Origin of the sequence: Ruania alba, assembly GCF_900105765.1 — a bacterium.
Taxonomy (GTDB): Bacteria; Actinomycetota; Actinomycetes; order Actinomycetales; family Beutenbergiaceae; genus Ruania; species Ruania alba.
The window spans coordinates 1,995,645-2,010,799 of the sequence record NZ_FNTX01000001.1 but is presented as its reverse complement, the minus strand read 5'-3'; the positions used below and the strand labels follow the sequence as shown (position 1 = coordinate 2,010,799).

Annotated in this window: 15 protein-coding genes; 13 read left to right on the top strand and 2 right to left on the bottom strand. The window is 66.2% G+C overall.

Features of this window, described 5'->3' with window-relative positions; all coding sequences use genetic code 11:
• The first annotated feature begins 106 nt into the window (after window positions 1–106).
• The 8 genes from BLU77_RS09230 to BLU77_RS09195 all read left to right on the top strand — a co-directional run bounded on the left by BLU77_RS09230 (window position 107) and on the right by BLU77_RS09195 (window position 8,173).
• Entirely contained in the window at window positions 107–1,201 is a 1,095-nt protein-coding gene (locus BLU77_RS09230) for an ABC transporter substrate-binding protein (protein WP_139177693.1), read from the top strand.
• Complete coding sequence (locus BLU77_RS09225; RefSeq protein WP_089772660.1) at window positions 1,201–1,431, top strand: hypothetical protein; 231 nt, start codon at window positions 1,201–1,203, stop codon at window positions 1,429–1,431. Before BLU77_RS09230 ends, BLU77_RS09225 begins: the two co-directional genes overlap by 1 nt.
• 126 nt (window positions 1,432–1,557) lie before the next feature.
• Window positions 1,558–2,871, top strand: a complete 1,314-nt coding sequence (locus BLU77_RS09220; protein ID WP_089772659.1) for an alpha-amylase family protein — start codon at window positions 1,558–1,560, stop codon at window positions 2,869–2,871.
• 118 nt (window positions 2,872–2,989) lie between these two features.
• Window positions 2,990–3,889, top strand: coding sequence for a carbohydrate ABC transporter permease (locus tag BLU77_RS09215; RefSeq protein WP_089772658.1), 900 nt, complete (start codon window positions 2,990–2,992; stop codon window positions 3,887–3,889).
• Window positions 3,890–3,943: 54 nt separating this feature from the next.
• On the top strand, window positions 3,944–4,828 hold the full coding sequence (locus BLU77_RS09210; RefSeq protein WP_089772657.1) for a carbohydrate ABC transporter permease: 885 nt from the start codon (window positions 3,944–3,946) through the stop codon (window positions 4,826–4,828).
• Between the two features lie 56 nt (window positions 4,829–4,884).
• The gene (locus BLU77_RS09205) at window positions 4,885–6,057 is read left to right on the top strand and encodes an enolase C-terminal domain-like protein (protein WP_089772656.1); all 1,173 of its coding nucleotides are present in this window, start codon (window positions 4,885–4,887) and stop codon (window positions 6,055–6,057) included.
• Window positions 6,050–6,994, top strand: a complete 945-nt coding sequence (locus BLU77_RS09200; protein ID WP_089772655.1) for a D-2-hydroxyacid dehydrogenase — start codon at window positions 6,050–6,052, stop codon at window positions 6,992–6,994. Before BLU77_RS09205 ends, BLU77_RS09200 begins: the two co-directional genes overlap by 8 nt.
• A 705-nt stretch (window positions 6,995–7,699) precedes the next feature.
• Window positions 7,700–8,173, top strand: a complete 474-nt coding sequence (locus BLU77_RS09195) for a hypothetical protein (protein WP_089772654.1) — start codon at window positions 7,700–7,702, stop codon at window positions 8,171–8,173.
• Here BLU77_RS09195 and BLU77_RS09190 read toward each other — a convergent pair.
• Entirely contained in the window at window positions 8,165–8,974 is an 810-nt protein-coding gene (locus BLU77_RS09190) for a GntR family transcriptional regulator (protein ID WP_175477004.1), read from the bottom strand. The genes BLU77_RS09195 and BLU77_RS09190 overlap by 9 nt on opposite strands.
• Window positions 8,975–9,148: 174 nt before the next feature.
• Here BLU77_RS09190 and BLU77_RS09185 point away from each other — a divergent pair, with 174 nt between their 5' ends.
• From BLU77_RS09185 to betC, 5 genes are read left to right on the top strand one after another with little or no spacing between them, the layout of a single operon-like run.
• On the top strand, window positions 9,149–10,000 hold the full coding sequence (locus tag BLU77_RS09185) for an ABC transporter permease (RefSeq protein ID WP_217632387.1): 852 nt from the start codon (window positions 9,149–9,151) through the stop codon (window positions 9,998–10,000).
• A complete protein-coding gene (locus tag BLU77_RS09180; protein WP_217632386.1) occupies window positions 9,997–10,797 on the top strand; it encodes an ABC transporter ATP-binding protein in 801 nt (266 codons plus the stop codon). The genes BLU77_RS09185 and BLU77_RS09180 overlap by 4 nt, the downstream gene beginning before the upstream one ends.
• Window positions 10,797–11,819 (top strand): ABC transporter substrate-binding protein, encoded by a 1,023-nt coding sequence (locus BLU77_RS09175; RefSeq protein ID WP_175477003.1) that lies wholly within the window; start codon window positions 10,797–10,799, stop codon window positions 11,817–11,819. The genes BLU77_RS09180 and BLU77_RS09175 overlap by 1 nt, the downstream gene beginning before the upstream one ends.
• Window positions 11,812–12,648 (top strand): sugar phosphate isomerase/epimerase family protein, encoded by an 837-nt coding sequence (locus BLU77_RS09170; RefSeq protein WP_089772650.1) that lies wholly within the window; start codon window positions 11,812–11,814, stop codon window positions 12,646–12,648. Before BLU77_RS09175 ends, BLU77_RS09170 begins: the two co-directional genes overlap by 8 nt.
• Window positions 12,641–14,152, top strand: a complete 1,512-nt coding sequence (gene betC / locus BLU77_RS09165; RefSeq protein WP_175477002.1) for a choline-sulfatase — start codon at window positions 12,641–12,643, stop codon at window positions 14,150–14,152. The genes BLU77_RS09170 and betC overlap by 8 nt, the downstream gene beginning before the upstream one ends.
• A 14-nt stretch (window positions 14,153–14,166) precedes the next feature.
• Here betC and BLU77_RS09160 read toward each other — a convergent pair whose 3' ends face one another.
• Window positions 14,167–15,105 (bottom strand): diacylglycerol/lipid kinase family protein, encoded by a 939-nt coding sequence (locus tag BLU77_RS09160; protein ID WP_089772648.1) that lies wholly within the window; start codon window positions 15,103–15,105, stop codon window positions 14,167–14,169.
• Window positions 15,106–15,155 lie beyond the last annotated feature (50 nt).

Genomic DNA, 15,155 nt, shown 5'->3' with positions numbered 1-15,155 from the left:
CACGCTCACCGGCTACCTGTCTCGACATTCCGGTGCATCGCACCGACCACTATCCGACTCATACACCCGCCACGGGTGATGTCACTATTGACGAAAGGGCGGACTCGTGAGTATTCAGTCCTCCAGCATTTCCCGTAGGAGCCTGCTCCGGTTGAGCGCGACGGCGGGCGCGGCAGGCCTGGCAGGTTCCGGTCTCGCTGCCTGCAGCTCCGGAGGGTCGAGCGGGAACGGCTCGGCCTCGTTGCGCTTCATGTTCTGGGGAGCCGACGACCGGGTGCGTCGTTTCCAGGAAGCTTGCGATCTGTTCATGGAACAGAACCCAGACATCGAGATTCTCCCCGAGTTCGGGGAGATCGGTGCTCTGGAGACGCGCATGAGCGTTGCCATGTCGGCGGGCAATCTGCCGGATGTCTTCTGGGTCCACGGCAACCTGTTCCCGCAGATGGTGGCCGAGGGTCATGCGATGGACCTGACTGACCACCTTGGCCAGGAGATCCGCGACGAAGGGTTCACCGAGGCTGTGCTCGGCAGTGGTGCCTTCGAGGGGCGCCAGTTCGCGATCGCGCACGGGTTGCAGTCACCGTGCACGTTCGCGAAGGTTCCGGTGCTCGAGGAGCTCGGCATTCCGGTCAAGACCTACCCGGATTCCTACACGTGGGAGGAGTACGCGGAGTACGCCAAGCGAGCTCACGAACAGATGGGACCAGACTTCTACGGCACTGACGAGCCGACATCCACCGGATATTACGACCCGATGCGCGCCTGGTTCAGGCAGCACGGAGAGGAACTGTATGACGAGAGCGGCGGTATCGGCTTCACTGAGGGCACGCTTTCCAGCTGGCTGGAGTACTGGGACGACCTGCGCGCTAGTGGCGGGGCAGTCCCCCCTGACATCCACCGGGACGACGACCCCTTCTTCCAGGGCGCCCCGATGATCAGGAACCTCTCCGCGTTCCACATGCGGAACTCGAACCAGATCAGCGAACTGCAGAGCCTCTCGCCCGAGGAAGTCGTCTTGATGCCGCTGCCTGGTAACGGCGGCGACGGGACGGACAATATCTTCCAGTTCCCGAACAATCTCGCAGTCGCTGCTGAGACGGAGTACCCGGAGGCTGCGCTGCGCTTCGTCGACTTCCTTCTCAACGACCCGAGCGTGCGGAGATCGTTGGCACGACGATCGGTGCTCCGCCCACGCAGCTGATGCGTGAGGCGATCACCCCGGGCCTCGATGAGGCAGGCACGCAGTTCCTGGACTACATCGGATTCGAGGTCGATGCCAATCCGAGACCCATGCCATCCTCCCCGCCCGCCGCAGGTGCCTTCCAGACGGAGGCAACCGGCGTCCTCGACTCCTGGGCATTCGGGGAAACCACGATCGCCGATGCGGTGGAGAGAGTCTTTGCCGTGGGCGAGGAGCAACTCACCGGCTAACGGGGGGTGTCGGCCCTGGCCTGGCGCGGTCCGGCCAGGCATGCATTCAGGCGCCACTTGTGATGGCGCGCAGGTAGACGCACCGCAGTAATTCACGACGGAAATCCACAGAAGCGAAGGAACCGAATGGCACTCAATGAAATCGCGGCGAGCCTCTACGCCTGGGATCTGCACGACGAGGGTATCGATCATGCGCTCGACGTGCTGGCGAGCCGGGCAGAGGTGAACTCGGCCTATCTCGTCGGCCTGATGCACAAGGAGAAGCGCCCGCTCCATGCCCGCTTCTATCCGCACAATCCGGTGCGCAGGTACTACACGCCCGAGGACAGCAGGGCTTACTGGCTCCCGGATCCGTCGAAGTACGGCAGGATACGCCCGATGACCTCGGAGAGGGACTTCCTGAAGGGAACTGACTGGCTCCAGGTGCTGATTGACGGCGCCCGTGCTCGTGGGATGCGTACCGGATGCGAGATCTCCCACACCGTGATCGATGCGGTCCTCGCCCGAGAGTCATACCAGGACGTGCTTCAGCGTGACGTTTTCGGCAACGTGGTCGGGGCGTTCGAGGCGGTCGAAGCGCAGCGTGCACTGCCGTGCCTGAACAACCCCGATATCCGCGAGTACCTGGTGGCTCTGTTCGCCGACATCGCCACGAACTACGACGTGGACTATGTGCAGACCTGCCTGGTCATGTTCGGTGCCGGACGGGACGACGGAGGCACTCACGCGTTCGGACCGTCAGCGTGGCAGCAGCTGTTGAGCGTGGCTACTGGGGGATGCTTCTGCACCTCGTGCGAGTCGAAGGCTCGTGCCGAGGATCTGGATTGGACTGCGATGGTTTCGGAGATCCGTCACCTTGCCAACCTCTCCAAGCGCATCGGCCTCGACTCCCTGCATGAACGCCAGTTGCTCGATGATGCGAACTATGGTGAGTCGACGCTCCTGATCGAGAATGAAGCGTTTATGGCGTGGCTGCACTTCCGGAAACGGTCGATCACCGAGTTGTTTGCCAGAGTCAAGGAGGCTCTCTCCGGTTCCGGGCGAGACGTGGAATTCCGCTACAACACCTACATGGCGTCCCCGGAGCGCGCCGGACTCGACTTCAAGTCAGCGTTCGTGCACGTGGACTCGGTCCGTGAATCGGACTACTCTGATCAGCTCGGCACGCCCGAGGGTGTGGCGATCAAGCGTGCCAAGCTGATGAAATGCCGCCGGGCGTTGAACGAGGATCAGAAGCTCATCGCAGCACTGGGCGTGCGTCCGAATGCCACACCCGAGACACTGCGCGGCAGCGTGAAAGCGGCCGTGGATTCTGGTTGCGACGGACTCTCACTCGGTCACTACGACGGTGCGACGATGGAGCGTCTCGACGCAGTCCGCGAGGGTTTGCGGGAGTGGGAGGGCCAGGAGCGCGACTGGCAGCCCCGGCCTGCGACCTGACCTCCGGGGGTGGCGGGTGGCGGCGGCGCTCCAGGAGCGCCGCCGCCACCCGCCCCCCGAACCAGTGCACTATCCGAATTGCGCCAAAGGGGGCCCCGTGACTCAATCAGCCATCAACATGCGCCGCGCGGCGCAGGAATCGCAGGATGGACGCCACTCCCGGGCGGCTTACCTGTTCTTGATTCCGTGGCTCGCAGGAGTGCTGACGATCACTGCAGTGCCAATGATCGCCTCCCTGTACCTCTCGTTCACCAGCTACCGGCTCGGCGGCTCGCCGAGCTGGGTGGGCACGGAGAACTACCAGCGGATGTTCACCGATTCAACGTTCCGTGATGCCGCGCTCGTGACGGCGAAGTACGTGTTCATTTCCGTTCCCGTGCAGTTGGTCTTCGCGCTCGCCGTCGCCGTCATCCTGAACAAAGGCGTCCGAGCACTGCCGATCTACCGGTCGGTGTACTATCTGCCGTCGTTGCTCGGTGGCAGCGTGGCGGTTGCGGTGCTGTGGCGGCGGCTGTTTGCCAATGACGGACTTATCCCGGACCTGGCGAGCAGCATCGGCATCCAGATGGGTTCGTGGGTCTCGGATCCGGACCACGCACTGACGACCTTGATGATCCTCAACGTGTGGACCTTCGGCTCTCCGATGGTCATCTTCCTGGCGGGTCTGCGTCAGATACCCATGGAGTTGCTCGAGGCGGCGGCGGTCGATGGCGCCAGCAGGGCCAGGCGGTTCGTCGCGGTAACCATTCCTTTGCTCAGCCCCGTGATCTTCTTCAATCTCGTGCTGCAGCTCATCGGATCATTCCAGGCGTTCACGCCTGCATATATCGTCTCATCCGGAACTGGAGGACCGGCGAACTCGACATTATTCTACACGCTCTACCTGTTTCAGACGGGATTCCAGAGCTTCGAGATGGGATATGCCAGTGCCCTTGCCTGGCTGCTCTTTGTGGTGATCGGGATATTCACTGCCATCAACTTCGTCGCCGCAAGGTATTGGGTCCACTATGAGAACTGACGACTCAGGCAGCAGTGACCATCAGAGTGCATACGAGAGGGTCGGTGATCAGCCATGACATCTGGTGTCGGGGCACGCCGCCGCGGTACCCAACGGAACGGGCTGACCTCGGCCGTATTAAGTCTGACCGCCGCCGGCTGGAAGCATTTCCTGCTGATTGGCTTCGGGTTGATCATGATCTATCCATTGGTGTGGATGGTCACACGCTCATTCATGACCAACCTCGACATCTTCGATCCCGATGCACCGGTACAGCTGACGCTGGAGAACTACATCACGGGGTGGGGCTCGCTGCGGACTTCGTTCGGTCGTTTCATGTTGAACTCCATGGTCGTGTCGCTCGCTTGCATCGCCGGAAATCTAATCTCTTGCGCGCTGGCGGCGTATGCTTTCGCCAGGATGAAGTTCCGCCTGAGGCGGCCGTTCTTCATGATTATGCTCTCGACGATCATGCTGCCGTTCCACGTCACCATCGTCCCGCAGTATATTATCTTCAATCAACTCGGATTCGTTGATACCTATGTTCCGCTGATCCTGCCGAAGTTCCTCGCGGTCGAAGCGTTTTTTGTCTTTCTTATGGTGCAGTTTATGAGGGGGCTTCCCACGACTCTCGATGATGCTGCAGCACTCGACGGATGCGGGTCGTTCCGCACCTTCTGGAGCGTTATTCTCCCGCTATGCCTTCCTGCTATTGGGGTGACGGCTGTTTTCACATTCATCTGGACCTGGAACGACTTCTTCACGCCGCTCCTCTACTTGAACTCTCCCGACCTCTACACCGTGCCGATGGGCCTGAGCTCATTCCAGGACTCCACCGGCCTGAGCAACTATGGGGCACTCTTCGCCATGTCCGCACTCTCGTTGGTGCCAGTGTTCTTCGTCTTCCTCTTTGCACAGAAGGCGCTGGTCCAGGGAATTGCCACCACGGGTCTGAAATAGCCTCCGCAACAGCGGAGAGAACCGCACTGCCCGATCGCTGAAAGGGAGCACAACAGATGCCTACGATCACCGAGCTCACGATCGTCGAGTTCGACCACACGGTCACTTATGCTTACGACGCGCTGGGTCGGAAGCTCCCAGGATCGGCGCCTCCGACGCGCACGACCAGACGCTTCGGAGTCCGGATCAGGACCTCAGAGGGTATCGAGGGCAGCTACATCACGCTCTGGAGCGCGCCACCCCTCGCCACTCCGCAGGTCGCAGCGCTGGCACAGGCTGTGGTCGGCAGGTCACTCGGTGAGCGAGAACTACTGTGGGACCACGCCAACCGGGCACAGGCAAAATCGGATCGCATCGGGTACGGCGCGATCGACATCGCGCTCTGGGATGCGATGGGGAAGACTGCCGGTCAGCCGATCTCAGCCCTGCTGGGACGGTACCGCGACCGCCTACCCGCCTATGTCAGTACTGTCGGTGGCGGCCATGGGCTTGGCGGACTGGCCACACCGGAGAGCTATCGGGACTATGCGCACTGGTGCGCTGAGCGAGGAATACCCGGGTACAAGATCCATGGCCCTGGCACTGGCCGGGTACGCGACGAGATCGCTGCGCTCAGGGCTGCAGCGGAGGGGTCCGCCGGGCGGTCTGATGTGATGACCGATCCCGGCAACGGCCTGTCGACGCTGGCCGACGCACTGAAGCTGGGAGCGGTGTGCGACGAGGTCGGAGCCTTCTGGTGGGAGGACCCGATGCGAGACGACGCCCGCCTCGGTCACGCCATTCTGCGAGACCGGGTACGCACCCCGCTGCTCATCACGGAGTTCGTCCGCGGTCTCGACCAGCGGGTGGAGCTCGCGATCGCGGGTGCCACCGACTTCCTGCGGGCGGATCCGGAGCTTGATATGGGTATTACCGGGGTGATGAAGACAGCTCACGCGGCTGAGGCGCTCGGGATCGACATGGAGGTCCATGCGTCCGGCCCGGCCCAGCGCCACTGTATGGCGGCCATCCGGAACACCAACTATTACGAGCTCGGCCTGCTGGATCCCGAGACCGGTAACCCGCTGCATCCTCCGGTCTACGCCGACGACTACGCCGAAGACGTCGGATCAGTGGGTACGGACGGCTGCGTCGCCGTCCCGACAGGACCCGGGCTCGGAGTGACCTACGACTGGAACCGCATCCTGTCGATGAACGCGGACAGCCGGGTGTTCACAGCGCATGCCTGATCTGATCATCGTCACCGGGGAGCTCGGCGAGACTGAGCGCGACCGCGCCCGGCAAGCAGTTGGGTCGCACGAAGTCCTGTTCGTTCCCGACCTGGCCGATGTTTCTGCGGAGCTGGGACGGGCGGCAGTGATCGTAGGTCCGGTGGGCCCGGACCAGCTCCGGGCGGCCTGCAGCCTTCGGTGGGTGCACAGCTGGATCGCGGGCCCGAACAGCCAGCTCAGCGAGGAGATGCGCGCGAGCGACGTGATCCTGACGTCCTCGGCGGGCAATGGCGGTGTGCCCCTGGCCGAGCACGCCATGATGATGATGCTGATGCTCGACCGGGATGCCCCCCGCTGGCTCCGTGCGCAGGAGGAGCGGCGCTGGGACCGGCACGTCCATGGCGAGTTGCTCGGCCAGACCGTCGGCATCATTGGTCTCGGCAACGCCGGCGCCGATCTCGCGCGCAAGGCGAAGGCGTTCGGGATGCGTACGCTCGCTGTGCGGCGACGTGCCGAGGTCCAGGATCCGGATGTCGACCAGGTCTTCACCCCTGGGAACCTCCACGCGATGCTGCGCCAGTCGGACTTCGTGGTTGTCACGGCACCACTCACGCCCCAGACCCGTGGGATGTTCGGGCCCGACGAGTTCGCGGCGATGCCCGACCACAGCTTCTTCGTGTGCATCTCCCGCGGTGGGATCGCTGACGACACAGCGCTGCTCAATGCGCTGCGCACCGGTTCGATCGCGGGCGCGGGGATCGACGCCCACGGTGTCGAACCCCTGCCCGAGGAGAGCGAGTTCTGGGACATGCCGCACGTGATCCTTACGCCACACAACGGCGCAACCACGCCGGGAACGCGGCGACGTGGCGTGGACATCATGCTGGAGAACCTGAGGCGCTACCGGGACGGCGAACCACTGCTGAACGTTGTGGACAAGGCTCACGGGTATTGAGACCGATCGTGGCCCTCGGCGTGGACCCGACTGCCGTCGTGTAGCCGAGGCGGCGCCGCGCTCGACTACCGAGCCCAGGACTGCGTCTGCCGGTGACCGTGCCGCCCGGCGCCCGCACGATGACCGTGATGTTCGAGTTCGAGGCCGAGCGTCGCCGGCTCCTGGATGGTGGACGACCTGCAGGTGGTGGCCCCGCTGGGCCCGCTGGCTTCCGATGCCGAGGTGCTGGCCGCGGTGGACGTGTTCAGCGACGTGCAGGGCTCGAACGTACGACTGCAGGAGTAGGTGCTGCCCGGGCTGCGCTCGCTCGAGCCAGCCGCCGGCACCCCGGTGGTCAACGGCGCCACGCAACTGTGGCAGGACTACCTCGCGGCGTTCGGGCCGGCGGCGGGAGCTCCGAGCAGTCGGTCTCCACCATCGGCAACCACGAGTTCTACGGCTGGGACGGCTCGCAGACCTCCCTGGACCGGCACCTGGACATGATCGGAATGCGCGACGTGGGCGACCAGGGCGGCCTCTGGGGCGAGCTCATGGTGCACGGCTCAATGCCGTTGCTCTGGATCGGCAGCGAGGGTTCCGACTACGCCGAACAGCGGGGGAGTGGCCCGTTCGTAGAGATGTCGGACGAGCAGTACACCTGGCTCGCCGACCGGCTCGCGCACTGGCGTGAGCAGAACACCCCCGGTGCTGCTGTTCTCCCACTAGGTGTTCGCCAACACCTACGCCAGCTTCTACCGCAACGACTTCGGGGAGGACACCGAGCGGGTCGCTGCACTCCTGCAGGCCAACCCGAACGTCATCCTGCTGAACAGCCACACGCACTGGTCGCCCGAGCTGAAGGATTGGAGCGTGCAGCACTGGTTCGACCCGGCAGCCACGGACCCGGTCACCATCGTCAACACCGTCGCGGTGACCACCCAGTACGGTCCGTCCGGCGATTGGGGCGGTCGGGGCATCGGCGGTGCCGACCCGGCCGGCCTGAAGATCGCTCTGTACGAGGACCAGGTGCGGGCGAGCGTGTACGCATTCGGTGCCGACGGGGCACGCGAGGTGAAGCGCGTGGACGTCCCGGTGCCGCAGGAGCGACGTGGCGCTGAGCCCGCGGAGCTGGCCCACCCGGGCGGACCGGGGGAGCCGGCCGATCCGGCGGACCCCGCCGTCCCGGCCGGATCACAGTGAGCCGGGCGGTCGTTCGCTGACGAGGTGCGCGGCTTGGTGGTCGGGCGGGGTGGCCGTCGACCGGAGATGAACGCGCCGGGGGTCGAAGTACAGGTGCCCGAGGGTCACGGTGCGCAACGTGCCGTCTTCCTCGGCGCTGCGCAGGGATGCCTCGACGACGAGCACCGGGCTGCCCGGTGCCAGGGCCAGGTCTCGCGCGAGCGCGTCACCGGCCGGCACGGCGGAGGTGATGTGCTCGACCTGGTCGATGCTGATGTTCTCGACCTCGGAGAGGAAAGTCGAGACACCGTCGGTCAGGGCCTCGATGTGGATGCCGTGCCCGTGCAGCATCCGCGGGATGACGTGTTCGCTGACCGCGACCGGTTCGCCGTCCTCGACGTAGGTGCGCCGTACCCGGTACACCTCGTCGTCGGAGGTGAGCCCCAGCTGCGCGATCAGCGTGGCGTCCGGGCGTTCACGGACGACGGCGACCGAGGTCACGGTGACCGGCCGGTCCACCTGGGCGAAGAAGTCCGGGATGGAGACGATCGTGTCCAGCGGGTATGCCGGTGGGGCCGGGGTATCACTCTGGTCCGGCTCTGGGTTGATCACCGTGCCCACCCGGCGCCGTCGGGTCACGGTGCCCTGCGCCTCAAGCTGTGCCAGTGCCTCGCGCAACGTGTTGCGTGAAACGCCGAGCGTGCTGCTGAGTGCTGCTTCTGGGGGCAGCCGGAGATCGCCGGACTTGCGTTGCTGCGCGATCAGCTCGACGAGCTGGTGATGCGCATGCTCGACCGCAGCGCGGGCCGAAGGTACTGGCATGTGCTGACCTCGTGTCTCTTCGTCGATACTAAAAGTAGAACCATAGAGAAGATCGACTGATCTGTCCAGCATGGGCTTGACAAGCAGTACTGAACCCGGTGATGGTGGCATTCGTTCATAGATCGCACCAAAGGATCAAGAATGATCCTACTTATGCGGAGGCCATCGACGTCCATGCAACAGCAACTAGCCGAACCGTCGGCGGAGCCCGGTGGTCCGCCGCAACCACCCAGTCGAGCGGCCGAACGAGCGCGACGGGTTCGCCGAGCGATCGTCGACGCGATCCTGGGCACCCTCGGCTTCCTCATCATCCTGACCGCATGGCAGCTCGCCTCCACCTTCGGGGCGATGCGACCAGGGCTCCTGCCGCCACCCGGGGACGTGGGCGCCGTCCTGGTGGAGGGACTTCTCTCCGGTGACCTCCTGCACGACCTGATCGTGAGCAGCCGCCGCGTGATCATCGGCATCGCGATCGGGATGTCGCTGGCCATCCCGGTCGGCTTCGCCCTCGGCTGGTTCCCCCGGGCCCGGGTCACCTTCAACCCCCTGGTGAACTTCTTCCGCGCACTGCCGCCGATCGCGTTGGTGCCACTGGTCGTCATCTACTTCGGCATCGGGGAGGTGGCCCGGGAGGTCATCCTCATCTACGCGGGATTCTTCGCCACCGTGATCGTGGTCTACGAGGGCATCGGCAGCATCGAGGAGAAGTACATCCGCGCCGGGCGCACTCTCGGAACCAGCCGGCTGGAACTGTTCAGCAAGGTGATCCTGCCGCTGTCCACACCGCACATCTTCACGGCCGCACGCATCTCCCTCGGCATCGGCTGGTCCTCCCTGGTGGCCGCCGAGCTCGTGGCTGCCCAGGACGGGCTCGGTGCCGCCATCCAGAACGCGAGCAACTTCCTCGACGTGCCCCGGATGTACGCCGGGATCATCCTCATCGGGGCGGCGGCGCTCGCGATGGACCTCATCATCCGACTGATCGCCGCGCGCGTGCTGCGCTGGCAGGACAGGGGCGAACGATGACCGCATCCATGGACCTGGACGTCCGCGACCTCAGCGTCGGCTTCGGCCGGGGCAGCCGGCGGGTCAGCGTGCTCGAGAACATCAGCGTTTCCGTAGCCCAGGGGGAGTTCGTCGCGATCGTGGGCCCCAGCGGCTCCGGCAAGAGCACCCTGCTGAACGCCGTCGCCGGCTTCCTCTCCCCGGACGGGGGCACCGTCGAGGTAGGCGGCGAACCGGTCACCGGTCCGGGCCCGTCCCGGTGCGTGGTCTTCCAGGAGTACGCGGTGTTCCCGTGGCTCACGGTCGAGCGCAACATCGGCTTCGGCACCCGACTCGGCGCGTGGACGGGAGATCCGGCCCGGCGCACCGAGATCGTGGACCGCTATCTCGACCTGATGGGCCTGACCGCGTTCCGCGACGCCCTGCCCAAGACCCTGTCCGGTGGGATGCGCCAGCGGGTGGCCATCGCCCGTGCCTACGCGGTGGACCCGACCATCCTGCTGATGGACGAGCCCTTCGCGGCGCTCGATGCGCAGACCCGCGAGCACATGCAGGAAGCACTGCTGGACATTTCCAGGCAGGAGCACCGCACCGTCCTCTTCGTCACCCACCAGGTGGAGGAGGCGCTGTACCTGGCCGACCGGGTCGTCGTCATGGGCGCCCGGCCCGCCCGCATCCAGGAGGTCGTCGACGTCCCCTGGGGCGATCGACGCGACCACGACATCAAGCTCACCGACGAGTTCATCGGTCTGCGCCGGCATGTGGAGCACCTGCTCCACGACACCGAGCCGCAGGCCACCAACGAAAGGACACCATGATGATCAGTTCCCGTCTCAGCGCCGCGGCGGCCGTCACAGCGGCCGCCGCCCTTGCCCTGGCCGCCTGCTCCGGACCGGCAGAGGAGGAGGGAGGCACCACCGAGGGTGAGACGACCACCGTCCGGGTCGGCTACATCCCGGGCGCACACGACATCGCCCAGCTCTTCGTGGCCGACGAGGCCGGCTACTTCGCCGACGAAGGCATCGAGATCGAGGCGACGGCCTTCCAGACCGGCATCTCCCTCTCCCAGGCACTGACCGGCGGAAGCCTCGATGTGGGGGTGATGGGCGCCGTCATCGCCAACTTCCCCGCCAAGGGGCAAGGGCACGCCATCGTGCTGAACAATCAGCAGGTCGACATCCACCAGATCTGGGCCACACCCGAGTCCGGGATCACCAGCGTGGAGGAGCTTGCCGGCTCCACGATCGCCACCACCTCGGGAACCGCCTCGGATCTCATCCTGCAGGTCGCGCTGAACCAGGCGGGTCTCACCCGGGACGAGGTGGAGGTCGTCAACCTGGACATGCCGGCGGTCGCCAACACCTTCGTCACCGGAGGGGTCGATGCGGCCTCACTGTGGGCGCCGTTCGATCAGCAGGTGACCGAGAACCTGCCCGAGGCCACCTTGCTCGCCAGCGCCGCCGACCTGGACGCACCGATCTCCGGCGGGTGGGTCGCCTCGAACGAGTTCTACGAGGGGCAGACAGACCTGGTGGAGGGCATGGTGCGTGCGTGGCAGGCCGCAAACACCGACATCGTCGACGACCCGGCCGCCGCGCTGGACGTGTTTTGCCCGCGCATCGAGGAGAACATGGACCGCGCGCAGTGCGAGGCCCTGTACGCCCAGACCGAGGCCTACTCGAACGAGGAGTGGGCGCAACTGTACCAGGACGGCACCGTGCTGGAGTGGATCGGCACGATGCAGTCCACGTTCGAGGAGATCGGTGCGCTCGAGGGAGCCGAGCTCCAGCCCGAGGACTACATCGACACCACCACCTTCGTCGACGTGCTCGATGACTGATCGGCCGCGCCTGGCCCCCCGGACCGGCATCAACAACCAGACGGTCCCGGCGGCCAGCGCGGTGGAGGTGATCGAGGGCGCTGCCCGGCACGGCCTGGGATGCGTTGAGCTCACCGGCGAGGTGCTGGCGCAGGATCCCGACGGCGTCCCGGCCACCCTGCGTGAGCAGGGGGTTCGCCTCCTCGGCGTCTCACCCACGAAGGCTCTGCACGGGTGGCACGTGCAATGGGACGAGCAGGTGGGGGCGGGGATGCGAAGCGAGATGCAAGCCGCCGCCACCGCCGGGGCGGAGTTCTTCGTGATGCCGTTCATGCGGCCGGGCGGGGACGCGGACACTGTGACCGCGGGGCTGCGCCGGGCCGTACCGATCGCACGAGAGGCGGGCCTGCGGCTCGCCGTCGAACCGATCGGTCACCATGAGGTGCTCCGCCGCGCCGAGCAGCTCGCCCCCGTGCTGGCCCGCCTGGACCAGGACGTGATCGGCGTGCTGCTCGACTCGTTCCACTTCTTCAGGTCCGGTCAGTCCCTCGAGGACCTGCGTCACCTCGACGGCGTGGACGTCCTCGCCTTCCAGGTCTCCAACGCCAATGACCGTCCCGTTCCGGAGCTGCTCGGCTACCGCGACCGCACGTTCCCCCTGGATGGACCGTTCGACGTGGCCGGGTTGTGCGGGCAGGTGGCGCGTCGCTGGCCGAACGCACCGATCGTCGTCGAGGTGATCGGTGAGGTCGCGGCCGCCACACCGACCGCGACCGGTCTGCAGCGGGCGGCGACCCAGCTGCGCATGCTCACTGAACTCATCACACGAGAGGATGCTCGTCTTGTCTGACCGTCCCAATGTGCTCGTCATCATGGCTGACCAGATGGTGGCCGAGCTGACCGGCGTGTACGGCCACCCGGTGGTGCGCACCCCGAACCTGGACCGGCTGGCCCAGCAGGGCGTGCGCTTCGACGCCGCCTACTGCCCGGTCCCGGTGTGCTCGCCCTCGCGCAGCTCGATGCTCTCCGGGCGGTTCGCCTCCACGAACTGCGCCTGGGACAACGCCGCGCCGATCGCCTCGGACATCCCGATGCTGCCGCACTATCTCGGTACCGCCGGGTACGACTCGGCCCTCGCCGGAAAGATGCACTTCGTCGGCGCCGACCAGGTGCACGGCTTCGCGAAGCGGCTCACCACGGACATGTTCCCCAGCACCCTGGCCTGGACGCCGGATCGGGACGCCGTCGGGCGGTTCGTCCACCCCGGCAATCCCGACGGGCCGCCGATCGCGATCGACTACGTCAGCTCAGGGCCGGTGCAGTGGACTGAACAGCTGCAGTTCGATGAGGAGACCCACTACCGGGCGCTGGAGTACCTGCGGTCCCGGCGCACCTCACGGCGGGGCTCCCTGCAGGTGCCCACCCCGGAGCCCGAGTCCGACCCGTTCCTGCTGGTGGCGTCCTACCACCATCCGCACGAGCCGTTCCTGGCACCGCAGAAGTACTGGGACATGTACGCCGACGTCGCCACCGAGCCCGTGCGGGTGACGGCGGATGAGGATCTGCCGCGTTCGGCGATGGACGAGTGGGTGGACACCCTGCACGGCGTGGACGGGGTGGACCTCACCGACCCCGAGGAGGTGGCGCGCACGCGCCGCGCCTACTACGCGCTGGTCACCTACATCGACGACAAGGTCGGTGAGCTGCTGGACGTGCTGGAAGAGACCGGGCATGCCGAGGACACGTTGATCGTGTTCACCAGTGACCACGGCGACATGCTCGGCGAGCGAGGGATGGTGCAGAAGCGCACCTTCTACGAATGGTCCGCCCGGGTGCCGCTGATCATCGGCGGTGGCCCGGTGCAGGCCAGCGGCACCACCAGCAGCACCCCGGTCTCGCTCATCGACCTGGTGCCGACCGTGTGCGAACTGGTGGGCGTGCAGCCAGTACGGCCAGACGGTCGCAGTGTGCTCGCCGAGCTGCGAGGGGACACTGCCGAACCGGCACCAGTGTTCGTGGAGTACCACTCCGAGGGGGTGTACGCACCGTGCTGGATGCGGCGCGAGGGCCACCTCAAGTACATCTACGTGCACGGCCACGGTCACCAGCTGTTCGACCTCGCCACCGACCCGGACGAGCGGCACGACCTGGCGGAGGACCCGAGGTACGCCGATGCCGTGCAACGTGCTCGAGCCGACATCATCGATCGGTTCGACCCGGACGGGATCGAGCACCGGATCCGGCAGAGTCTCGCCGATCGACGGGTGGTGCGCAGCGCGATGGCCGCCTCCGGAGCGGTGTGGGCCTACGACCCGGACCCGGCGCTCTTCACCCAATACTGGCGCGAGACGTGAGCCGCGCCTGAGCGCTACCGCACGGTGAGCGCCCCCGAGTCCAGGCGGGCGGTCACCGTGGCGGTCTCGCCGATCTCCTCGCCGTCGATCTCGACGGCCTGGGCGCTGGAGAGCCGTACCCGCAGGGTGTGGGCCTGGTGCTGGGCCACGTTGTCGCTGGTCGCCGCCTCGTCGTCGGTGCCGGGGAGCAGGCGCTTGAGCCCGTTGTCCCAGGTGAGGGTCTTCAGTGCGTCGGCCCACCCGGTGATCCCGGCGGCGCTGACCATCAGCACGTCGAGGAGGCCGTCATCGGGGCGGGCGTCGGGCAGTAGCCGCATCCCGCCGGTGATGGTGCCGCAGTTGGCGATGAGCAGGGTGTGGCCCTGCACCTGTTGCGGGTCGGCCTCGTCGATACCCAGCTCGAGGTCCACCAGGTCACTGGCAGCGATCGCCCGGCCCATCGCCTCGGCGTAGGCCACCCAGCCGATCGTGTCCTTGAGGTTCTCGTCGGTCTCGGTGATCATCTGGGCGTCCACGCCGAAGCCGACCATCACCAGGAAACCGTGGGTCTGCTGTTCGCCGTCGATCTCCATCTCCGCCCACCCCATGTCGATCGCGCGACCGGGCTGGGTGAGCGCGTGTTCCACGGCCGCATCGATTCCCAACGGGATGTCGAGGTTGCGCGCCAGCAGGTTCCCGGTGCCCTGCGGGATGATCCCTAGGTGTGCCTCCGTGCCGGCGACCTCCTCGGCGACGGCCCGGACGGTGCCGTCCCCACCGGCCGCGATCACCAGGGTGCAGCCTGCTTCGAGCGCCTCGCGGGCCGGGCCATGCCCGGGGTCCTCGGCCGTGGTCTCGAACCAGTGGAGGCTGGCGGATGCGCCCTGCTCGTCGAGCACCTTCTGTGCCGGATCCTCGAGGTCCGAACGCTCGCACTTGGTGGGGTTCCAGACGATCCCGATGGTGGTGTCCATGCGAATCTCCTTCGACGGTAGTGATCCCCGCGCGGATAGCGCGCTCGGAG